At 63.8% G+C, this 18,658-nt stretch carries 24 protein-coding genes and 1 tRNA gene; 4 read left to right on the forward strand and 21 right to left on the reverse strand.

Annotated elements, in window-relative coordinates:
* Positions 1–84: 84 nt before the first annotated feature.
* The 8 genes from KBY72_RS07850 to KBY72_RS07885 all read right to left on the reverse strand — a co-directional run bounded on the left by KBY72_RS07850 (position 85) and on the right by KBY72_RS07885 (position 5,981).
* Positions 85–777: a response regulator transcription factor gene (locus tag KBY72_RS07850; RefSeq protein ID WP_254930511.1), complete on the reverse strand. Its 693-nt coding sequence runs from the start codon at positions 775–777 to the stop codon at positions 85–87.
* 43 nt (positions 778–820) lie between these two features.
* Positions 821–1,516, reverse strand: coding sequence for a winged helix-turn-helix domain-containing protein (locus tag KBY72_RS07855; RefSeq protein ID WP_254930503.1), 696 nt, complete (start codon positions 1,514–1,516; stop codon positions 821–823).
* The gene (locus tag KBY72_RS07860; RefSeq protein ID WP_106633013.1) at positions 1,513–2,160 is read right to left on the reverse strand and encodes a Crp/Fnr family transcriptional regulator; all 648 of its coding nucleotides are present in this window, start codon (positions 2,158–2,160) and stop codon (positions 1,513–1,515) included. The genes KBY72_RS07855 and KBY72_RS07860 overlap by 4 nt, the downstream gene beginning before the upstream one ends.
* A 77-nt stretch (positions 2,161–2,237) precedes the next feature.
* Positions 2,238–2,966, reverse strand: coding sequence for a hypothetical protein (locus KBY72_RS07865; RefSeq protein ID WP_254993350.1), 729 nt, complete (start codon positions 2,964–2,966; stop codon positions 2,238–2,240).
* Between the two features lie 4 nt (positions 2,967–2,970).
* Entirely contained in the window at positions 2,971–3,333 is a 363-nt protein-coding gene (locus KBY72_RS07870; RefSeq protein ID WP_106633011.1) for an ExbD/TolR family protein, read from the reverse strand.
* Complete coding sequence (locus KBY72_RS07875; protein WP_254961140.1) at positions 3,330–3,716, reverse strand: hypothetical protein; 387 nt, start codon at positions 3,714–3,716, stop codon at positions 3,330–3,332. The genes KBY72_RS07870 and KBY72_RS07875 overlap by 4 nt, the downstream gene beginning before the upstream one ends.
* Positions 3,716–4,198, reverse strand: coding sequence for a MotA/TolQ/ExbB proton channel family protein (locus KBY72_RS07880; RefSeq protein ID WP_254930500.1), 483 nt, complete (start codon positions 4,196–4,198; stop codon positions 3,716–3,718). Before KBY72_RS07880 ends, KBY72_RS07875 begins: the two co-directional genes overlap by 1 nt.
* Before the next feature lie 106 nt (positions 4,199–4,304).
* Entirely contained in the window at positions 4,305–5,981 is a 1,677-nt protein-coding gene (locus KBY72_RS07885; protein ID WP_254930499.1) for a peptide chain release factor 3, read from the reverse strand.
* A gap of 123 nt (positions 5,982–6,104) precedes the next feature.
* Between KBY72_RS07885 and KBY72_RS07890 the strand changes: the two genes are divergently transcribed.
* On the forward strand, positions 6,105–7,067 hold the full coding sequence (locus KBY72_RS07890) for an amino acid ABC transporter substrate-binding protein (protein ID WP_254930498.1): 963 nt from the start codon (positions 6,105–6,107) through the stop codon (positions 7,065–7,067).
* A 242-nt stretch (positions 7,068–7,309) separates the two neighbouring features.
* Here KBY72_RS07890 and KBY72_RS07895 read toward each other — a convergent pair whose 3' ends face one another.
* The gene (locus KBY72_RS07895; protein ID WP_254993351.1) at positions 7,310–7,705 is read right to left on the reverse strand and encodes a PAS domain-containing protein; all 396 of its coding nucleotides are present in this window, start codon (positions 7,703–7,705) and stop codon (positions 7,310–7,312) included.
* Between the two features lie 195 nt (positions 7,706–7,900).
* Complete coding sequence (locus KBY72_RS07900; protein ID WP_254930496.1) at positions 7,901–8,578, reverse strand: class I SAM-dependent methyltransferase; 678 nt, start codon at positions 8,576–8,578, stop codon at positions 7,901–7,903.
* 235 nt (positions 8,579–8,813) lie between these two features.
* Here KBY72_RS07900 and nrdJ point away from each other — a divergent pair, with 235 nt between their 5' ends.
* Positions 8,814–11,096 carry a ribonucleoside-triphosphate reductase, adenosylcobalamin-dependent gene (nrdJ, locus tag KBY72_RS07905; protein WP_254930510.1) on the forward strand — a complete coding sequence of 761 codons (2,283 nt, stop codon included), beginning with the start codon at positions 8,814–8,816 and terminating at the stop codon, positions 11,094–11,096.
* A 46-nt stretch (positions 11,097–11,142) separates the two neighbouring features.
* Positions 11,143–11,227, forward strand: a tRNA-Ser gene (locus tag KBY72_RS07910).
* Between the two features lie 56 nt (positions 11,228–11,283).
* Here the strand turns inward: KBY72_RS07910 and KBY72_RS07915 are convergent.
* From KBY72_RS07915 to KBY72_RS07940, 6 genes are all read right to left on the reverse strand, one after another.
* Positions 11,284–11,577 carry a hypothetical protein gene (locus tag KBY72_RS07915; protein WP_254930495.1) on the reverse strand — a complete coding sequence of 98 codons (294 nt, stop codon included), beginning with the start codon at positions 11,575–11,577 and terminating at the stop codon, positions 11,284–11,286.
* A 369-nt stretch (positions 11,578–11,946) separates the two neighbouring features.
* The gene (gene ppk2 / locus KBY72_RS07920) at positions 11,947–12,849 is read right to left on the reverse strand and encodes a polyphosphate kinase 2 (RefSeq protein ID WP_254930494.1); all 903 of its coding nucleotides are present in this window, start codon (positions 12,847–12,849) and stop codon (positions 11,947–11,949) included.
* Positions 12,850–12,867: 18 nt separating this feature from the next.
* A complete protein-coding gene (locus tag KBY72_RS07925; protein WP_254930493.1) occupies positions 12,868–13,233 on the reverse strand; it encodes a hypothetical protein in 366 nt (121 codons plus the stop codon).
* The gene (locus KBY72_RS07930) at positions 13,230–13,478 is read right to left on the reverse strand and encodes a hypothetical protein (RefSeq protein WP_106633003.1); all 249 of its coding nucleotides are present in this window, start codon (positions 13,476–13,478) and stop codon (positions 13,230–13,232) included. Before KBY72_RS07930 ends, KBY72_RS07925 begins: the two co-directional genes overlap by 4 nt.
* Before the next feature lie 66 nt (positions 13,479–13,544).
* On the reverse strand, positions 13,545–14,141 hold the full coding sequence (locus KBY72_RS07935) for a DUF4335 domain-containing protein (protein ID WP_254932306.1): 597 nt from the start codon (positions 14,139–14,141) through the stop codon (positions 13,545–13,547).
* Positions 14,142–14,160: 19 nt separating this feature from the next.
* Complete coding sequence (locus tag KBY72_RS07940; protein WP_254932307.1) at positions 14,161–14,703, reverse strand: DUF3038 domain-containing protein; 543 nt, start codon at positions 14,701–14,703, stop codon at positions 14,161–14,163.
* Between the two features lie 41 nt (positions 14,704–14,744).
* Here KBY72_RS07940 and KBY72_RS07945 point away from each other — a divergent pair, with 41 nt between their 5' ends.
* The gene (locus KBY72_RS07945) at positions 14,745–15,269 is read left to right on the forward strand and encodes an adenine phosphoribosyltransferase (protein WP_254961134.1); all 525 of its coding nucleotides are present in this window, start codon (positions 14,745–14,747) and stop codon (positions 15,267–15,269) included.
* On the opposite strand, the gene KBY72_RS07950 is transcribed toward KBY72_RS07945, so the two are convergent.
* From KBY72_RS07950 to dapB, 5 genes are all read right to left on the reverse strand, one after another.
* A complete protein-coding gene (locus KBY72_RS07950; RefSeq protein WP_106633024.1) occupies positions 15,260–15,469 on the reverse strand; it encodes a DUF2949 domain-containing protein in 210 nt (69 codons plus the stop codon). The two genes, KBY72_RS07945 and KBY72_RS07950, sit on opposite strands and share 10 nt — an antisense overlap.
* Positions 15,470–15,497: 28 nt before the next feature.
* Positions 15,498–16,670, reverse strand: coding sequence for an FAD-dependent monooxygenase (locus KBY72_RS07955; RefSeq protein WP_254961133.1), 1,173 nt, complete (start codon positions 16,668–16,670; stop codon positions 15,498–15,500).
* 103 nt (positions 16,671–16,773) lie between these two features.
* The gene (locus KBY72_RS07960) at positions 16,774–17,031 is read right to left on the reverse strand and encodes a high light inducible protein (protein ID WP_106632999.1); all 258 of its coding nucleotides are present in this window, start codon (positions 17,029–17,031) and stop codon (positions 16,774–16,776) included.
* 82 nt (positions 17,032–17,113) lie between these two features.
* Positions 17,114–17,761, reverse strand: a complete 648-nt coding sequence (locus KBY72_RS07965; RefSeq protein ID WP_106632998.1) for a hypothetical protein — start codon at positions 17,759–17,761, stop codon at positions 17,114–17,116.
* On the reverse strand, positions 17,761–18,615 hold the full coding sequence (dapB, locus tag KBY72_RS07970; RefSeq protein WP_254961132.1) for a 4-hydroxy-tetrahydrodipicolinate reductase: 855 nt from the start codon (positions 18,613–18,615) through the stop codon (positions 17,761–17,763). Before dapB ends, KBY72_RS07965 begins: the two co-directional genes overlap by 1 nt.
* Positions 18,616–18,658 lie beyond the last annotated feature (43 nt).

The raw sequence follows: 18,658 nt of genomic DNA on the forward strand, positions 1-18,658 counted from the left end.
CGCCTGCTAAGGGGGCTGATAAGTGGGCTGGCAAGCAGGCCTAGCCCTATCCCCAGGCTCAACGCAAACAGCAGCTCAAGGGCTCTAGCCAAAGCGATAACCAAAACCCCGCACCGTAATCAGATGCACCGGGGCTGATGGACTCTCCTCCAACTTCTCCCGCAACCAGCGGATGTGCACATCAACGGTTTTGCTATCGCCAATGTAGTCGATACCCCAAAGTTGCTCCAGAAGCTGATCGCGGCTCCAGACCCGCCGTGGATTTTGCATAAACAGCTCCAGTAATCGATATTCCTTCGGCGATAGGTTTACCTCCACTCCGTCCCGCGTCACCCGGCATTCGTCCTGGTAGATGCAGAGGTTGGCGTGCTCCAGCACCTTGGCCCGGCTGGCTTGGCTAGATGAGCGCCGCAGCAGGGCCCGGCACCTGGCCACCAGCTCCCGCATGCCAAAGGGTTTGACCAGGTAGTCGTCGGCACCCACCTCGAGCCCCAGCACCCGGTCGGTTTCGGTATCGCGGGCACTCACCACCAGGATCGGCGTTTGGTTGCTGTGTTGTCGCAGCTGCCGGCAAACATCCAGCCCGCCCAGCCCCGGCAGCATCAAATCCAGCACCACCAGGGAAAATTGTTGGCCATCGGGCGCCTGCTGCAGCATTTGCAGGGCGTCGCGGCCATTGCCACAGGCCTGGACGCTGAACCCCTCCAGCTCCAGGGCTTCGCGAATCGTTTCGCGAATCGTTTCGTCGTCTTCGACTACGAGCAAGGAAGGCTGCATGTCGCCATTCTCGCCGGCCAGCTCAACCCCCCAGAACGTTGCTTCAACCACAGCGATAACCATGGCCACGAACCGTGGTGATCAAGCTGGGTTGGGCGGGATTCTCCTCCAACTTGAGTCGCAGCCAGCGGATGTGCACATCCACGGTCTTGGGATCGAGCTCCACGGCCTCGCTTTCTCCCCACACCCGAGCCAGCAGCTCATCGCGACTCCAGATCCGGCGTGGATGCTTCAAAAAGAAGTGAAGCAGTCGAAATTCCCGTGGTGACAGGCTCACCTCGGCACCATCGCGGCACACTCGGTGTTCCTCCACAAGCATGGAAACCCGGCCGCAGCGCAGGGAAAGCGAGTTTTCCGAGCCGAGTTGGTGGCGGCGCACCAGGGCCCGGCAGCGGGCCAGGCATTCCGCCAGTCCAAAGGGACTGGGCAGCACGTCATCGGCGCCGTCCTCGAGGCCCCGTACCCGGTCGGTCTCGGAGACTCCAGGGCATAGCAGCAGCACAGGAATCGGCGTGCGGGCCGTGCGTACCTGGCGGCACAGCTGTCGGGCAGCTTCGCCCAGGCTGCCATCCAGCACAAGCAAATCCCAGTTGAAACTTGGCCCCAGCTTGGAGGTCGCCTGCTCTGCATCAGTGCAAACGGTTACTTCGTAGCCCTCATCGCCAAGCTTTTGATGCAGGCAGGTGGCTGCGGTGCAGTCGGAGTAAACGAGCAACAGCCGTATGGACGGCTGATTCATCGATGCTGGTTGCGCTGCTGGGGGAGATGGCTCACCACCAGTCGCCGCTGGCTATCGATGTGGAGCCAGCCCTCATCGCGCAGGGCGCCGAGAATCCGGGTAACGGTGACCCGGGTGGTGCTGAGGGTGCTGGCCAGCTCCTGGTGGGTGAGCTTCACCTGAAGGCGCAGACCCTGTTCACAGGGCTGGCCGTAGTCGTTAGCGAGCAACTCAAGGAACCCGCGCACCCGATCTTCGATGCGGCGCAGGCCGAGCAGGGCAAGCAGGGCCTCACTTTGGCGGTAGCGAGAGGCCATGCCCTGAAGCAGGCCCATAGCCAGATTGGGTGAGCGCTGAATTTCTTCGCAGCTGACGCAGAGCAGGTCGCTATCTACCAAGGTGTTGGCCGCATAGGCCTCAACATTGGTGAGGGGATCGCCGAAGGGCTCGTTAGGGCCGGCTAACCCCAGCAGCAACTCATCACCATGGATCGAAATCGCGGTGAGTTTCACCATGCCCCGCACAACCAGCCAAACGCTGCGCTTAAGCAGGGGCACCTGGCTGCCCGCCGCAAGGTGCACCAAACTGCGCTTCTCGTAGCTGGTCTCAAGCAGATCGCGGAAGCTATCGCTGCGACCCGGCTGAAGAGAGGGCGTGAACACCATCGTGGAGCAAGCCAGTGGGCTGGCACAACGCTATGGAGCCAGCTGCGCTGCCAAGCAAAGGCTCGGTAGTCCCGGGTTTAAGACCCGGTTAGGGCGGGTGGAGGTGGCGTTGGTGGCCCCAGCAAAGCCCCCCGCAACAGCCAGAGGCTCTCGCCCTGCTGCCAGAAGAGCCAAAGCCGATATCCATCTATTAAGGAGCGGCCATGGAGCTCAGCGAGGGCCAGGGGCGCGGCGGCGCTCGGGCTGCTGAGGCGCAGGCTGATGTCTTCGGGCAAGGTGCCCAGGCTCGCTGGTAATTCCTGCTCCTTGCCTCCATCCCATAGGGCTAGAAGGGCACGCTCCTGGCCGGGAAGCAGCCACCACTGGCGCCGCTGCAGGGCAACCAAGGCGGCGCCAGCTTCCCTGGGCCGCCCACCCGTAGCCACTTGCCGGGCCAGGCGAAATGCCTCGCTGGGCTGGCGCGGCAGGCCTGCGGGATTGATTTTAGTTGGCGGCCCGCTAGCGGCGGCAAAGGGCTGGCGGCGGCCCTGCTCGCTTTGGGAGTCGCCGGCGAAAGCACCAGCGGGCAGGCTGGAGGGTGGCGGAGGCGGCAGGCCTGCCAGACCTTGCAGCGGAATCGTGGCCAGGGAGCTAGTCGTGCCAAAGCCTGAAGCCGTGCGGCTCCAGCGCAGCAGGGTGGCCGTGTCCTCTTCCAGCACGGCCCGGCGAGCGCGGCGGCCATCGCTTCCGGGCTGGGGCAGGGCCATCAACAGCAGCAACTGGCAAATAAGGGCGGCCAGCAGGGCAGGAGCCCAGCGCCGCACCATCGGCTCAGCCAGCTTTGGGTGTAGGTGCAGGAAGTTGGATTTCAAGGTGCAGTGGCAAGGAATCGAGCTGGCTGAGCAGGCGGCGGACGTCACCCCAGGGGGTGTCGGGATCGGGCACGATCCGCAAGCGATTCGCCCTGCTGCGCAGGGCCGGTGCGGCAAGCAAGCGCCGCAGCTCGGCGGCGGCAATGGGCTGGTTCCAGAGCCTCAGGCCACCGTCGGCAGCGAGGTGCAGGCTGATTACCCCCTGGGCCAACGGGCGCTGCAGCCTCACCTGGGGCAGCAGCAGCAGGCCCAGGGAAAAAGCGCATAGAGCCGTTGCCAGCAGCGCATGGGAGAAGGGTTGCAGCAGCCAGGCTTGCTTCACCGCATTCCTCCCGGCCACTCCACCAGCACCGGCAAGCGGGAGTGGTGCTGCAACCAATCGAGAGAGGCGGCCACCTCAGCGCTGGCCAAGCCAGCCGAGGGCTGGAAACGCACAGCCACCACCGCGGGCGGGCGAGCCTGCAGTTGGCGAAGCAGGCCCTCATCCGCTTGGGGGGCACCGTTGAGAATCCAGCGGCCGGATGCGGCGCGGGCCACAACCAACACATCACCGCCGCCAAGGGCGGGCTCGGGGTGCACTCTCAGGTTGGCTTGCTGCACCAGGCTGGGCAGGGCAGCAACTGCCAGCAACACGGTGATGCTGGTTGCCACCAGGGGCACCAAGGCGGTTAAGAGCCCTGGTTGTGCGGCGCTTGGCTGCTGCATCAGGGGTTGGCGCAATGACGCAACTGCCAGCGGCGCAGCCCCTGGTTGAGCAACAGCAACGCCATCGCCACAAAAGTGATCTGCAGACCAAGCAGGGTGGGAAGCAACACGTCGCCGTAGCCGGCCAAGGGAGCACCGGGCGGCAGCAGCAGCTGGCTGCCTAGTTGCTTCAGCACAGCCATTAAGCCAGCCGTCGTGCCGATCAGGCCCAGCAGCGGAGCCAGCACCACTGCTGCCTGCAGCAAGGGCTCACCCCAAGTCATCTGGTGGTCACAGTCGTCAAGCAACTGAAGGCGGAGCTCCGCAGAAGGTGCCTGCGCCAGCGCCGTACGCAGCTGCCGCCAGGAACGGCGACCACGGGCAAACCAGCGCCACCAAAACGCACAGCGATCAAATCCCACGGTGAATACCGCCACCGATAAAATCAGCAGGGGCACAGCTACCGGACCGCAGGCCTTCCACAGAGACAGGAAGGAAGCCATGGCTCTTGCCGAATGGAGTGAGGATATGGAGCGCTTGGGGGCACCGCCGGTATCGCCCCTGCTTGACATGGGCTCGGGCGCCTGCACGGATTAAAGGGTGATCGGCTTAAAGATTGATCGGCTCCACTCCGCTCACCACCGGCGCCACGGCGCTCAGCTCCAGTTGCGGGTGCTCCTCCGCCAGCTGACCCAGGTTCCAGCTGTTCTTGAACAGCAGCACCGGCCGGTTCCAGGCATCCCGCACCGTCTTGCAATTAAAGATCCGCCCCACCTGCTCCAGCGCTGGCCAGCCGCCGGCCACCCAGCGAGCTACCGCAAAACCGAGCGGTTCAAGCCGCGTCTGCACGCCGTATTCGTGCTCAAGCCGGTATTGCACCACCTCCAGTTGCAGCTGGCCCACCGCCGCCAGGATCGGATCGCGCTTGCTTTCATCTGTGTCGTAGAGGATTTGCACCGCCCCCTCCTCGCGCAGCTCATTGACACCCTTGCGGAAGCTCTTGAACGCCGATGGATTGGGGTTGCGCAACCAGGCAAAGATCTCCGGCGAGAAGCAAGGAATCCCCTCGTATTCCACCTTCTGGCCCAGATAGAGGGTGTCGCCAATGGCGAACATGCCCGGGTTATTGAGGCCGATCACATCGCCGGGGTAGGCGTCCTCCACCACCTCCCTGTCCTGGCCGAACAGCTTCTGGGGGCGCGATAGGCGAATGGCCTTGCCGGTGCGGGCGTGCTGCACCGTCATGTCCTTCTCAAACTTGCCGCTGCACACCCGCACAAAGGCCACCCGGTCGCGGTGACGCGGATCCATGTTGGCCTGCAGCTTGAATACAAAGCCGCTGAAACCGGGGCCGATCGGATCGATCTCACCGGCATTGCTGGCGCGGCCCACCGGCTTCTGGGCCAGCTCCAAAAAGGCATCAAGAAACGGCCGCACGCCGAAGTTGGTCATCGCCGAACCAAAGAAAACAGGGGAGAGCTCACCGGCGTGCACCAGCTCCAGGTCGAGGTCGGCACCAGCCCCCTCCAGCAACTCCAGTTCCTCAAGGGCCTGAGCCAGGAGCTCCGGCTCCACGGCCCCCGTATCGCGGGCTTCCTGCACCGTGAGCAGCTTTTCCTCGCTCTGGCGGCCGCGCTCGGCGCGCTGAAACAGGATCACGTCGTGGCTGCGACGATCGATCACGCCGCGAAAACGATCGCCGCTGCCGATCGGCCAGTTCACCGGCCAGCAGGCCAGACCCAGCTCCTGCTCGATCTCATCGAGCAGCTCAAGGGGCTCGCGCCCTGGCCGATCCATCTTGTTGATGAAGGTGAAAATCGGGATGCGCCGCATGCGGCACACCTCAAACAATTTGCGGGTCTGGGGCTCCAAGCCCTTGGCCGCGTCTTCCAGCATCACCGCGTTGTCGGCGGCGGCCAGCGTGCGATAGGTGTCTTCTGAGAAGTCCTGGTGGCCGGGGGTATCCAGCAGGTTGATCGTGCTGCCCGCATAGTCGAACTGCAGCACCGTTGAAGTGATCGAGATGCCTCGCTGCTTCTCCAGCTCCATCCAGTCGGAGGTCACCTTGCGCTGCTCCCCCTTGGCTTTCACGGCGCCGGCCTGCTGGATCGCGCCCCCGTAGAGCAGCAGCTTCTCTGTGAGGGTGGTCTTGCCCGCGTCGGGGTGGGAGATGATCGCAAAATTGCGGCGGCGACTCACCGCCTCGGCGAGGGCCTGCAGTTCTGGAGTGCTGGTGGCGTGGGGATCGTTCAAACCGCTCTGGGGGGCCGATTCGGTGCTGGGCATCGGCACAGCCTGACAGGCAAGAGCCAGCTCACGCCCACCTGGCTAGCCCCCAGCCTCCTGCTGGCAATGGCCCTCGCCGGCTCAGGCTGCTCCGCTCCGGAAAATCATCGCGGCAGCTCAACGATGGCGCTGATCCGTAACCGGGGGCAGCTGATCTGCGGCGTTGAGGGCACGATGCCAGGCTTCAGTTGGCTGAGCCCCAGCAACCGGGAACAGGGGCTAGATGCGGACCTCTGCCGCGCCGTAGCGGCCTCCCTTCTGGGGGATGGGGAGCGGGTGCGCTTTATTCACCTCAGTGCCGCCGAGCGGTTCACGGCACTGGGGAGCGGCGAGGTGGACCTCTTGGCCCGCAACACCTCGATCAGCCTGAGCCGCGATGCGGCAGGGGGGAACGCCATCAGCTTTGGGCCCATCGTCTATTACGACAGCCAGGGATTGCTGGTGCCGGTGGCCAGCGGTGTCCGTGCCGCCGCCGATCTGGCAGGCCAACCCATCTGCGTGGTGACGGGCACCACGACGGAGCAAAACCTGGCGGACTGGGGACGGCGCAACAGCATCGCCATCACGCCGCTCAAATTCCAAACCCACGACCAGAGCCTCACCGCCTACCTGCAGGGCCGCTGCACAGCCGTGACCAGCAGCAGGGCACTGCTGGCAGCCCGCCGCAGCACCTTCCGCAATCCCCAGGCGCACAGGCTGCTGAAGGAGGAGCTCAGCCAGGAACCCCTAGCTCCAGCCACCCGCCAGGGAGATCCCGGATGGGCCGATGCGGTGCGCTGGATCGTCTACGCCCTTATCCGCGCGGAGGAGTTGGGCCTGACCCAGGCAAACCTGAAGGCGGAAGCGGCGGCAGCACAGCGCGATCCCCGCCGACTGGAGCAGCGCCGGTTTCTGGGAGTGGGGGCCGACCTTGGCCGCCAGCTGGAGCTACCCGCGGATTTCGGCGCCCGAGCGGTGGCTGCGGTTGGAAACTACGGCGAATTGTTTGAGCGCCATCTGGGGCCGAGCACCCGCCTGGGATTACCGCGAGGTCGGCAACGGCTGGTCGACGATGGCGGTTGGATCCAGGCGCCACCCTTCCGCTGAAAACCACGAAGCGTCTTCAGGTGGGAGGGTCAGGTAAGGGGGGCAAAAAGTATCACCGCTAGCGCTGGCCCCCTGGACAACCACGATCCCAAAAGCGTTAAATCATTTTAACTACGCATCAGCACGACAGGATGTCGTGCCCCAGGCGAATGATTAGATAGATATGGAGAACTTGATTGGCGTGCAATAGCAGGTAGACCTTGGCCGAGAGTGCGACACCGGTTTATTTTATGGAGCGATATTCATGGCTTTATGGCGAAGTCGGGCTTGATCTCGTGGCAAACGCCGAGCACGCCTACGACTTTGCCGTCCTTACCTATCCAGGGCGTTTTCAGCGTCTCAACATAAACTTTCTTTCCATTAAGATAAACCAACCATTCATTGTTTCGGGTGGGTTTACCACTAGCCAGCATGGCTTTGTCATACGACTGGAAGGGCTTGGCCATTACTTCTGGGAAGAGATCTAAATCGGACTTGCCAATGAGTTGATCGAGCGGCTTGCCGAGCAAATTGGACCATGCGGTGTTGCCACCGCGACAAATGCCTTGCGTGTCCTTGTAGAAGATTATGTCCGGAATGGAATTCATCGCAGTGGCGATGGTTTCGAGTTGGGCCATAGGGTTGGCGCCGGCGGCCAATATGTATACGTAGGGGAGACCCTGCATTAGGTTTGCCCTCTGTTGCTTATCACAGGGGAACATAGTTAACCCCTGAGCAGGGATATAGCCCCTAAAAGACACACCCACCGTTCGCAAAGTCTTCTCAGTTACCGAAGGCATCTCGAAGTGAAGGATTTAAGCATGCGCCTTGTTTGTCATCGAGCAAGACAACGCCTAAGCCAGCCGGCCCCATACCTCCAAGTAGCGCTCCTGCCGCGGCGCCACCTGGAGCTGGGCGGCCAGCCCGGCCTGCTCCAGCTGCTGCTGCACCTCCTCTGGGGTGAAGGCCGCATGCAGGGAAGCCCGGTAGTCGCGCCGCAGCACCTCGGGCGCTCCTTCCATCTCGGAAGCCACCAGGGCCTCAACTGCCTCGCCGTTATCGGGCCGGCGCAGGTCTTGGACATAAACAAAGGCCCCAGGGGCGCCGAGCTGGGCCACCGTCTGCCAAAGCGCCGCCGGATCATGCAGGTGGTGCAACAGGCTGTTGCTCACCACCGCCGAGAAGTGAGCTTCAAGCTCGCCTGCGGCAGCAAGGGGCAACAGCGCCTGCACAAAGCGCAGCCGAGCCGCCAGATCCGGCGACGCTCCGGCCAGGCGCTCGCGCGCCACCGCAAGCATCCGAGGCGCCCCGTCGAGCCCTAAAACCTTTGCAGCAGGCCAACGGCTGGCCAGAAGCAAGCTGATGTTGCCCGGGCCGCAACCCAGATCCACCAAGGCCGTGCCTGGATCTTCAGCGCAGAGCTGAGCTAGCCGCTCCACCATCGCCGCATCGGAGGCGGCGAAATCGGCCTGGGCATAGGCCAGCACCTGGCCTGCCTCGTCCATCAGCTCCGGCTCCGGAATGCGCAGCATCAAAATTCAAGATTTCCAGATCCACTGTGGCGCAGCCTTGCTGGGCAGTGCACTGTCGCTGGTGTCTACCAGACATTGCACACCCCACCTGTGGCGTTATGGTTCGGCTCAACTTCGGGCCGTACTGCCTGTGACGCTCTCAGCCACGCCCCCTACAGCCGCCAGTCAGAACGCCGAAGCTGCTACGGCGGAAAAGGCTTTTGCCGCCGCCAGCGGCAGTCCGGCGGGCGAGGCTCTGGATTTTCCAGCCACCGCTCCTGCTGCCAACCCGGTGTTTTACCGGACCTACAGCCGCAAGACCGAGACCGGCAGGGAAAGCTGGCACCAGGTGGCTGAGCGCAACCTCGGCGGTCTGAGCAAGCTCGGCAACCTCAGCGAGGCGGAGGTTGAGCTGATGCGCCGCATGCAGCAGCAGCAAAAAGCTCTGCCTTCAGGACGCTGGCTGTGGATCGGCGGCACCGAATGGATCGAGCAACAGCACAACTTCTCTGGCGCCTACAACTGCACCTCCACCAACCTGGTGGACTGGGAAGCCTTCGGTCTAATGATGGACCTGGCGATGATGGGCTGCGGCACCGGCGCCATCATCGAGCCGCACCTGATTGGGCGCTTGCCGGCGGTGCGCAACCGGCTCAGCATCGCCGCTGTGACCGATATCGGTGCCACTCCGGCTGGCCAACGGCAGGAGCACACCAGCCACAGCATCGAGGCCAACCGAGTTGCCATCAAGGTGGGTGACACGCGCCGCGGCTGGGTGGACAGCTATCAGCTGCTGCTCAATCTCTGCAGCGACGAGCGCTTTGACCCCACCAGCCCCATCGAAATCAGCGTCGATCTCTCCGATGTGCGGCCCGTGGGCGAAACCCTCAAGGGCTTCGGTGGCATGGCCAACCCGGTGAAACTCAAGGACCTCTACGGCCGCGTAGCCCAGATCCTCAATAAGGCCCAGGGCCGCCAGCTCACCTCGGTGGAGTGCTGCCTGCTGATCGATGAGGCTGCCGTCACGATCGTGGCCGGCAACATCCGCCGCAGCGCCGGCATGCGCCAGTTCTGCGCTGACGACAACTCCGCCGCCGGAGCTAAGGAGAACCTCTGGCAGCAGGACAGCGAGGGCAACTGGAGCATCGATCCGGAAAGGGATTCCCTGCGCATGGCCAACCACACCCGGGTCTTCCACAACCGGCCCGACCGGGCCACGGTGCTTGATGCTGTTGTTAAGCAGTTCCAGAGCGGCGAAGGCGCGATCCAGTTCGCTCCCGAGGCCATCGCCCGCTCCAACGCCGACCTGCTCAGCACCCCAGAGCTGCGCACAGAGTTCATCGGCATCTACTGCGACCAAGGCCGCGAGCAAGCCGGCCGCTGGCTCACCACCCACCACCCCGAAATCGGCGCCGCGGAGCTGGAGCACCGCCTAGGCCGGTACGGGCTAAACCCCTGCGGCGAGATCCTCGGCGCCGACTTCCACTGCAATCTGGCTGAAATCCACCTCAACCAGATCGACCCCGCCGATCTGGTGTCCCAGGAGGAGGCCTTCCGTGCCGCCGGCCTGGCCGTGGCCTGCCTGCTCAACCATCGCTTCGAGGTGGAGCGCTACCGCCAGAGCCGCGCCTGGGATCCGATCGTAGGCGTGAGCTTCACCGGCCTATTCGACTTCTTTGTGCACGCCTTTGGCACGCCCTGGCTCACCTGGTGGGAAGCGGGGCGGCCCAACACGGCCGAAGGCCTGGCCTTCAAGGCAAAGGAGGCCGAATTCTTGAGCCGCTGGAAGCAGGTCGTCAATACGGCGGTTTGGGACTACTGCGATCGTCACGGCCTGCGCCGCCCCAACCGATGCACCACCGTGCAGCCCGCTGGCACCAAGAGCCTGCTCACCGGAGCATCACCTGGCTGGCACCCCCCCAAAGCCCAGCGCTTCATCCGCCGCATCACCTTCCGCAAGAACGATCCTGTGGCCCTTGCCTGCATGGATTACGGCTACACAATCGTGCCCTCGCAAAGCGATAAGGACGAACAGGGCCGCCTGCTTGATGATCCGTTTGATCCCCGCTGCACCGAGTGGCTGGTGGAAATTCCCACCGAAGTGAGCTGGGCAAATATTCCCGGTGCGGATGCGGTGGAGATCAACAACTTCTCAGCCCTGGCCCAATTCGACTTTTACATGCAGGTGCAGAAGCACTACACAGCCCACAACACCTCAGCCACGGTGGAGTTTCGCGAAAACGAAATAGAAGCCCTGGCAGATGCCATTTATCAGGCAATCGATCAAGGCGAGGGCTACATCTCTGCAGCCCTATTGGCCCGTTTTGACGCCAACGCCACCTTCCCGCGGCTGCCATTTGAACCAATCGACCATGCAACCTACCTGCGTCTCAACGCTGAGGTGGCCGCCCGGCGCAGCACCACCTGCTTCTTTGAAGCTCTTCAGCGCTACGACCGCGGTGAGCTGGTGGAGGCAGGCCCAGCTGGCTGCGATTCAGACAAGTGCCTACTGCCTTTGGCTAAACCGGGCAACAACTGACCAATTAAGATGAAACATCGGTGTGGCAATGCCGCACCGACCCTCTGGAGAGGTGGTCGAGTGGTTGATGGCTCTGGTCTTGAAAACCAGCGAAGTGAAAGCTTCCGCGGGTTCGAATCCCGCCCTCTCCGTTCCAATGACATCAGCAGTTCCCAGCCCCGCAAGTGCTTGCAGGGCTGGTCTGGCATCAGTCATGAAGGTGGCTGAAGCGGCGCATTGCTACGGCGGGCTCCGCGCAGGCGCGGTTGAGCTCCCTTTCGAGATTGATTATGCGCTTCTCCCTTAGGCAGTATTTGCAGCCGCCGGTGGTTTGAAGGTGCTTCTCGGGGGTGATCGAAATCTCTTTGACTGGATGCATATTGCAGCGAATCTTGATTGGGGTCTTGTAGCTCTTGTAGAGGATGGCTGCGTAGTCGTATTGATCGCCAAAACGGGATCGGGCCCTTGCCAAAAACAGTTCACGACTGATTGGGTTGCCCATTTCCAGGCCAGATCGGATCAGTGAAGTTGCGGCATATTACGGGGGTTGCCGCCCCAGGCCAATGCGCCGGCACAGACCGTCACGTTGCGTGATGCGGTTCAAAAGATATGGGTTTGGCTCACTTGATCCCATCTTTTCTAGGCTGCTCTTGAGCGCCATGAAGGGAGTGGTGATCAGGCAGGGAGCAATCCCTGCTTTTTTATGGCCTACAAATTCCTGTGGTGCGAATCTGGGGGCTACCAACCCAGCCTGGCTGTTCATGGCCCCAGAGAGTCCCCAGCGTCCCCCCTGGCTGAATTGGTTGTTTCTATTGGCGTTCCTTTGGAGCTCCTACCAGCTGGCTGGCCTCTGGTTTGCGCGCCTACACAGCTAGGGATATAGGTTGGGCACGAAGAACTGCTCGTTGCGTGGCGGACGAGCCGTGCCCTTGGGTGGCTTGCGGGGCGGCAGCTTGATCGCTGGAGGTGTCATGTCTTCGTAGGGAATCTTGCTGAGCAGGTGGTGAATGCAATTGAGGCGGGCGCGGCGTTTGTCGTCTGCCTCCACGGTGAACCAGGGCGCTTCGGGGATGTTGGTGTGAGCAAACATATGATCTTTAGCGGCTGAAAAGCTTTCCCACTTGTTGCGGGCCTCCAAGTCCATCGGACTGAGCTTCCAGCGGCGGGTGGGATCTTCGATACGGGACTGGAAGCGGCTTTCCTGCTCCGCATCGCTCACTGAAAACCAATACTTGAGGAGCACGATTCCAGAGCGCACCACCATCCGCTCAAATTCCGGGCAGCTCTGCAGAAACTCCTCCGTTTGGGCTGGTGTGCAGAAGCCCATTACCGATTCCACCCCAGCTCGGTTGTACCAGCTGCGATCAAATACGACGATCTCCCCAGCTGAAGGGAAGTGTTCGACGTAGCGCTGGAAGTACCACTGGGTTTTCTGTTGATCAGAGGGGGTGCCCAAGGCCACCACCCGGCAGCCACGGGGGTTTAGCGGTTCGGTGATTCGTTTGATCGTGCCGCCCTTACCGGCCGCATCCCTGCCCTCGAACAGCACGATCAGCCGAAAGCCAGAGGCCTTCAGCCAGTACTGCATTTTTACCAGCTCCACCTGCAGCCTAGTGAGCTCTTTCTCGTAAACCTTGCGATCTAGCCGGCCCCCATTGCTGGCCAGATCTTCCAGCAAAGGTGACGGGTAGTAGCGATCGCTGAGGGACCCCAAAAGGGGTGGCTGGGGCTTGCTCGAGTTGGGGGCTTTATCGCTTTTCTTGTGTTTTCCCATTGCTGAGAGTCTCCATAACTAGCTGCGGCGGCTGGGCTGGGGCCATAAAGCTCGCACCAGACGGATGATCCCAGCAACCACCAAGCCCAGGGCCGCAATGGCCGCCAGCACCAGCAGAACCACCGCCAGCAATTGCACCAGTCCCCAAAGCGCCTGCTGCACCCCGCCGATCAGGTTGGCTAGGGCGGTGCTCAGCACCAAAAAGGTGTCGAAGCGCTCCGGTAACTGCAGCAAGGCCAGCATCAGCCCGGCGCCGGCAGCGCCCAGCAGCAGGGCGATAGCGGCCTGACGCCAGCGGGCCGGGCGGTGGCGGCGGCGAAATACCCGTCCGGTCGACGCGCCTGTGGTGGGCAATTGCAGGGCGCGGCTACGGGGGGAGGTCATACCTCGAGGACGTAACCGGCACCGCGCATCCAGCGCTCGAATTCCATCAGCACCAACTCGTTGGGGCAGTCGATCAAGGAGAGATCTGCCACGGTGCAATCCCCCTGGCCGCCGTGATGCAGGGAGATGCGGAAGTCGTCGCCGCTGAGCCCGCAAACCTCCGGATCACTGCGCACGACCACATCGAGGGAGGCCCCAAGTCGAGCCACCCGAATCCGCAATTCCGACCAGGTCAGCGCCGCCATGGACCCAATTCAAACTCTCTCAGCGATACCCAAGTGTGACCAGCTAACCGGTTACGTCAATAGCTGCTATTTAGCTTGGGCGGCAGCTGGACGCTGCGTTGGCTCTATCCCGGGCTTGGGTTCTGGTATCAGCAGCCCTAGCCCAGAGGCCACGACCACAGCCAGCAGCCCTGCCAGCGGCGCTGCAAGGCGCTGGGCAAGGGGGCGGCGCTCCAGCAGCTCGCGGCCCTTCAGAGGCATGGTCTCAGGCAGCTCCAGGGGCAACTGCAGCCGCGAATCGAGGCGCAATTGATCCAGCACCCGCACCAGATCGGCCAGCTCGGCATCATCGAGATTGAGCTGTAATGGGGGCGTGTCCGGCTGGCTACTGCGCAGCAGCAGGCCATGGCCGCCCTCTGGCCCCGGACCTATCTCCACCGGCTCGGGCTCGGCGCCAAAGCGACGCGGCACACCACTGATCAGGTAGCGGGCGTAGGGCAGCACCACCTTCATCAGGGATAGCAGGTGCTCCTTGCGGCCCTCAAGCTCGGGGCGACCGGCCCAGGCCAAGCTCCAGCCCGTGATGATGCCGAGGTTCTGGCCGCTCTGTCCGACCGACACATCCGGCAGACCCTCCACCTTGAGGCGGCAGCTGAGTTGGTCGAACTGCAGTACTTGCTTCATTGCAGGCTCAGGGGCTGGATCATGGCTGGGCATCCAGCAGGCTGGCGCGCAGCCGCTCAAAACCGCCAACCCCGGAGCCCAGGGCCAGGGCCTGGATCAGCAGCCGCGACTGGCGGGCACCTGACTCGGGATCGAGCAACAGTTGCACGCCACCACGACGGAGGTTCATGCGCTGGCGTACCAGATCGGCCAGGCGGCTGCGGAATAGGTTCCAACGCTCGCTGAGCACTTCAGGCGGCTCGGCGCTGGAGAGCAGACCGCGCAGCAGGGGGTAGAGGCGGTCTGCCAAGGCGCAAAGAATGCGGATTAGGGCGTCGGTTTCAGCTGGCTCCAGACCTTCGCGGCGAGTGGTGCGGCGCAGGGGGTTGGTGCAGCGGCTTTTCCACAGTTCCACCCGGTTTGGGAAGAGGGTGGTGAAGCCCATCTGCTCGCTCATCCACACCATTGCCTCACCGCCGTTGAGGTCGAGGGCCTCGGCGCTGAGCAAGAGCAGGTCGAGGCGTTCGAGGCCGCGGCGGGGAAGCCGGGCGGCCGATTCAGGAGCGAATGAATCAAGGGGCATGGCTGCGATGATGCCAGCAAGTGCACCCAACCGTCACGTTCATGGCCCCAGACCTGCGGGAATTTGTGCGCGATGTGCCTGATTTTCCCAAGCCCGGCATCCTGTTTCGCGACCTCACGCCGCTGATGCGCGACCCGGACGGCTGGCAGGAAGTGATCCGTCAGCTGAGCGCAGTGTGCGAGCGGCTGCAGCCCGACCTGATCGTGGGCATTGAGTCGCGGGGCTTCATCGTGGGCACAGCCCTTGCCACCGCCGTGCGATTGGGTTTTGTGCCAGTGCGCAAGCCCGGCAAGCTGCCCGGGGCAGTTACGGGCGTGGACTACGCCCTCGAATACGGCAGCGACCGTCTGGAAATCCACAGCGATGCCCTGGCCGATGGCTCCAAGGTGCTGATCATCGACGATCTGCTGGCCACCGGCGGCACCGCTGCGGCCTGCGCCGAGCTGGTGGCTGCGGCTGGTGGTGAACTGTGTGGCTTCGGCTTTGTGGCCGAACTGGCGGCCCTGGAAGGGCGCCGCAAGCTGCCTGAAGATCAGCCCGTGGAGTCGCTGATCATCTATTCCTGATCCTGCCAACTCAGCAGGGCATCGAACTGCTCCAGGCTGATCAGCCCGAAGCGCCACAGCACCACCGGCAGGGGCGCTTGCTCCTGCTGGGCCTGGCGCAATCCCAGGGCCAGGGCGCTCTCGCTCAGGCCGAATTGATTGCGCAGCAGACGCAGCAGCGCCGCCGAAGGCGGCGGTTGGGAACTGGTGCTGATCACCATGCATGCGGCCCCGGATAGCCCATGCTGATCAGCGGCGCAGCAGCTGGCAAGGGCCATCGGTCATGGCGGACAGGCTGAGCTGGCGCAGGGGAGCAAGCTTGGCCAGCAGCAGCAGGGCCAGGTGGCGCAGGGGCAGCAGCAGGGGCGAGCGATTCGAGAAAAACCGCACCAGCAGATCGGTAGCCAGCAGGGTGAGCAGCAAATCCGGCCAACGCCGCCTTGCATAGGCCGCCGGCAAGCGGTGCACGGCCAGCCGCCCGGCCGCTGCACGCCGGGCCAGGCAATGCAGGGTGGCCACATCGCGCCAGCAGAGGTTTAGCCCCTGGCCGCCCACTGGATGGCAGCGGTGACCGCTCTCCCCCACCAGCACCGTATGGCCGCGGTGCAGGCGCCGGGCCAGCAGCAGGGCCACCGGGAAGGCGCGCGGATCGTCGAGCAGGGCATCGGGCTGAAGCTGGTCTGGCAGGGCACCTGCCAGGGCATCAAGGAAGGCTGAATCGCCGAGGCTTTCAAGCTGGCGGCAGCGCTGGGCTGGGGCACTCCAAACCAGCTGGAACAGACCATCGCCCAGGGGCAGCACCGCAAAGGGCCCCTCGGGCCGCAGCAGCTCCCAGGCCTGGTCGTCGGCGCTGCCGCGGAGTTGCACCAGTGCCGTGAGGCAGTTTTGGCGATAGGCCCACTGAATCACGCCAATGCCGAGGGCCTCCCGGCTAGGGGAGTGGGGGCCGTCGGCCGCCACGATCAGGTCGTGCTGCGGCTGCTTGGCTGCAGCGTGCGGCGGCGGCGTGCCCAACTCCAGGGTGATGGCGGGATGGGAGCCCAGGCGCTCCAACAGCAGGGTCATCAGCGGCCGGTGCTGTCCCACCCAGCCCACGGCCGCCGCCGGTGCCGCCGCCCGCCGCGAGCCCAGATCCGCCAAGCAGAAAGGCACCTGGCGCTGGGTGGCCAGATCAAGGAGCTGCAGGGAGCGGAAGGGCACCAGCAACTCCTGCACGGCTGACCACAGCCCCAGCTGCTCCAGCAGGCGCTGGCTGGAATGGGTGAAGGCGTAGGCGCGGCTGCGCTCGAGCAGCACAGCGGCGGGCAGGGGATCGCTGATCTGCACCTGCCAGCCAGCGTCCGCCAGGGCAAGGGCCGTGAGGGCACCGGTGGGGCCCGCCCCATTCACCAGGGCCCGCAGAACCGGTTTGGACTCGACCATGGCGATGGAGGATCAGCCCGGGGATCGGGCACAAAAAAGCCGCAGCTGTGTAGCTGCGGCAGTTGGTGTAGCAAAGGCTCAGGCTGTTGCGAGAGCGGGCAGATCAGCCGATGCCAAGCAGGCCGCGGGTGAAGGACTCACCACCCAGGGCGTATTCAGTGGCAAGCAGGGCGATGAAGCCGAGCATGGCCATACGACCATTGAGCTTCTCGGCGCGCTCGTGGAAGCCCCAGCCGCTTTCGGTTGACACCACTTCCATGCGGGGCTCGGTGGCAAAAGCATTGAGGCGGCCGCCGTCTTCGGTGGTAACTGTGGCGCCGCGGATGGTGGCAGCTTCGATCGAGGGGGTGATCTGAGTCATGGAAACCTGACGCGTGCTTTGCGCAACTGTAACGCAATATTGCAGCTTGTAACTGCGGCTTGGGAAAATGCTGCGCCTGGATTCAGCGGAACCGCTTCAGGCAGAGCTCCTCAAAGGCCGGTCGCAGCAGGAAGGGGTATTCACCAACCCAAAGCTTGAGCTGGGGCAGCCAGGCGTCGCTGATCGCCCCTATTTGAGAAAAATCCTTGCGCTCGCTCAGCACCAACACCCGCACCACCATGCCGGCACGAATCTGCTGGTGTTTTTTTTCAAAGGGGAAGCGCACCTTGCCGAGATAGCCCTCCTCGTCCTCAAGCTCGAGGGTGAGCCAGGTGCGGCGGTTTTCCACCAGCTCCAGGCGGCCGTCGTTGTTGGCCTGTTCGCGGCGCTCCTCCACGATTTCGCGGGTATATAGATCGACTATCTGGCCTTCAAACAGGGCTGCAGCCGGATAGCGGCGCAGGGTGGAATTTTTCTGGCCCGCCTCGAGGATCGGTCCCCAGAGCAGGTAGAGGGCAAACACAAAGCCCACCACCAGGAATACCGGGCCAAACTGGCTGGAGAACAGCAGGGTTTGGCTGATCAATAGGGCAATCACCGCGCCGATCACCGAGATCAGCACCCGCTGCAGCACCTTGCGGGGATTGCCGGTGCAGGCGTTGAACTGGGGGCCGGTGGCGACCGCTGGGATCAGGCGCAGCAGCTCGCCGGGGCGCAAGGGAAGCAGCATCAGATCAGCCGCTCCAGGCCATACACCAGGCCAGCCAGCTGGCGCACCTTGCGCACGGTGAGCAGCACGCCGGGCATGTAGGCGGAGCGCTCGATCGTGTCGTGGCGCAGGGTGTACGTCTCGCCGGGAGCACCAAACATCACCTCTTGGTGGGCCACCAGCCCCGGCAAGCGGATCGAGTGCAGGCGCAGGCCGCTATCGCGCTGGCCGCCGCGGCAGCCCGCCAGGGTTTCGTGCTCCTCCACCTGCTGGGGGTTAAAGGATTTACCCAGCTCCTCGATCAGCTCGGCGGTTTTGATGCAGGTGCCGCTGGGGGCATCGGCCTTGCGGTTGTGGTGCAGTTCGGTGAGCTCGGCGAAGTCGTAGAAGCGGGCGGCGGCGGCGGCGGCCTGCTGCAGCAGCACCATGCCAACCGAAAAATTGGGGATCACGGCACCGCCCACACTCGCCTTCTCGGCGAAGCCGGCCAGATCAGCTAGCTGCCTTGGCGAGAGGCCCGTGGTGCCGATCACCGGGTGCACGCCGTAGGCGATCGCGGCGCGGGTGTGCTCGTAGACAACCGAGGGGTGGGTGAAATCCACCAGCACGGCGGCGCCGCCCTGCCGCGCTGCCTGGCTGGCTTGGCACATGGCCCCCTCGAAGTCGCTGGTGATCGCCAGCTCCAATTCGCCTAGGCCGAGCTCCAAGCCCAGGTCAGCACCCTCCTTGTCAGGAGTGGTGTCGATGGCGGCCACCAGGGTGCAATCGGGGGCCGTAAGCACGGACCGCACCACCTCGGCGCCCATGCGGCCCAGGGCACCGGCCACCACCACGGGGATGGGTGCCCCAGAGGCCGGATCGGGTGCAGGAGCCATGGCGGTCTAGAAGCGCTGGCAGCGAGCCTATGCGCGGCATGTG

Origin of the sequence: Cyanobium sp. BA5m-21 (genome assembly GCF_024346235.1) — a bacterium.
GTDB classification, from domain to species: domain Bacteria; phylum Cyanobacteriota; class Cyanobacteriia; order PCC-6307; family Cyanobiaceae; genus Cyanobium_A; species Cyanobium_A usitatum.

Coding starts and splice junctions, on each gene's coding strand:
- KBY72_RS07885 (WP_254930499.1), bottom strand. CDS start 5,981: ATGCCCAGCACCGAATCGGCCCCCCAGAGCGGTTTGAACGATCCCCAC.
- dapB (WP_254961132.1), bottom strand. CDS start 18,615: ATGGCTCCTGCACCCGATCCGGCCTCTGGGGCACCCATCCCCGTGGTG.
- KBY72_RS07950 (WP_106633024.1), bottom strand. CDS start 15,469: ATGGTGATCAGCACCAGTTCCCAACCGCCGCCTTCGGCGGCGCTGCTG.
- KBY72_RS07860 (WP_106633013.1), bottom strand. CDS start 2,160: ATGGTGTTCACGCCCTCTCTTCAGCCGGGTCGCAGCGATAGCTTCCGC.
- ppk2 (WP_254930494.1), bottom strand. CDS start 12,849: ATGGGAAAACACAAGAAAAGCGATAAAGCCCCCAACTCGAGCAAGCCC.
- KBY72_RS07865 (WP_254993350.1), bottom strand. CDS start 2,966: ATGGTGCGGCGCTGGGCTCCTGCCCTGCTGGCCGCCCTTATTTGCCAG.
- KBY72_RS07955 (WP_254961133.1), bottom strand. CDS start 16,670: ATGGTCGAGTCCAAACCGGTTCTGCGGGCCCTGGTGAATGGGGCGGGC.
- KBY72_RS07935 (WP_254932306.1), bottom strand. CDS start 14,141: ATGAAGCAAGTACTGCAGTTCGACCAACTCAGCTGCCGCCTCAAGGTG.
- KBY72_RS07965 (WP_106632998.1), bottom strand. CDS start 17,761: ATGCTGCTTCCCTTGCGCCCCGGCGAGCTGCTGCGCCTGATCCCAGCG.
- KBY72_RS07930 (WP_106633003.1), bottom strand. CDS start 13,478: ATGGCGGCGCTGACCTGGTCGGAATTGCGGATTCGGGTGGCTCGACTT.
- KBY72_RS07940 (WP_254932307.1), bottom strand. CDS start 14,703: ATGCCCCTTGATTCATTCGCTCCTGAATCGGCCGCCCGGCTTCCCCGC.
- KBY72_RS07880 (WP_254930500.1), bottom strand. CDS start 4,198: ATGGCTTCCTTCCTGTCTCTGTGGAAGGCCTGCGGTCCGGTAGCTGTG.
- KBY72_RS07875 (WP_254961140.1), bottom strand. CDS start 3,716: ATGCAGCAGCCAAGCGCCGCACAACCAGGGCTCTTAACCGCCTTGGTG.
- KBY72_RS07900 (WP_254930496.1), bottom strand. CDS start 8,578: ATGCTGCGCATTCCGGAGCCGGAGCTGATGGACGAGGCAGGCCAGGTG.
- KBY72_RS07960 (WP_106632999.1), bottom strand. CDS start 17,031: ATGACTCAGATCACCCCCTCGATCGAAGCTGCCACCATCCGCGGCGCC.
- KBY72_RS07855 (WP_254930503.1), bottom strand. CDS start 1,516: ATGAATCAGCCGTCCATACGGCTGTTGCTCGTTTACTCCGACTGCACC.
- KBY72_RS07890 (WP_254930498.1), top strand. CDS start 6,105: ATGGCGCTGATCCGTAACCGGGGGCAGCTGATCTGCGGCGTTGAGGGC.
- KBY72_RS07850 (WP_254930511.1), bottom strand. CDS start 777: ATGCAGCCTTCCTTGCTCGTAGTCGAAGACGACGAAACGATTCGCGAA.
- KBY72_RS07925 (WP_254930493.1), bottom strand. CDS start 13,233: ATGACCTCCCCCCGTAGCCGCGCCCTGCAATTGCCCACCACAGGCGCG.
- KBY72_RS07945 (WP_254961134.1), top strand. CDS start 14,745: ATGGCCCCAGACCTGCGGGAATTTGTGCGCGATGTGCCTGATTTTCCC.
- KBY72_RS07915 (WP_254930495.1), bottom strand. CDS start 11,577: ATGGGCAACCCAATCAGTCGTGAACTGTTTTTGGCAAGGGCCCGATCC.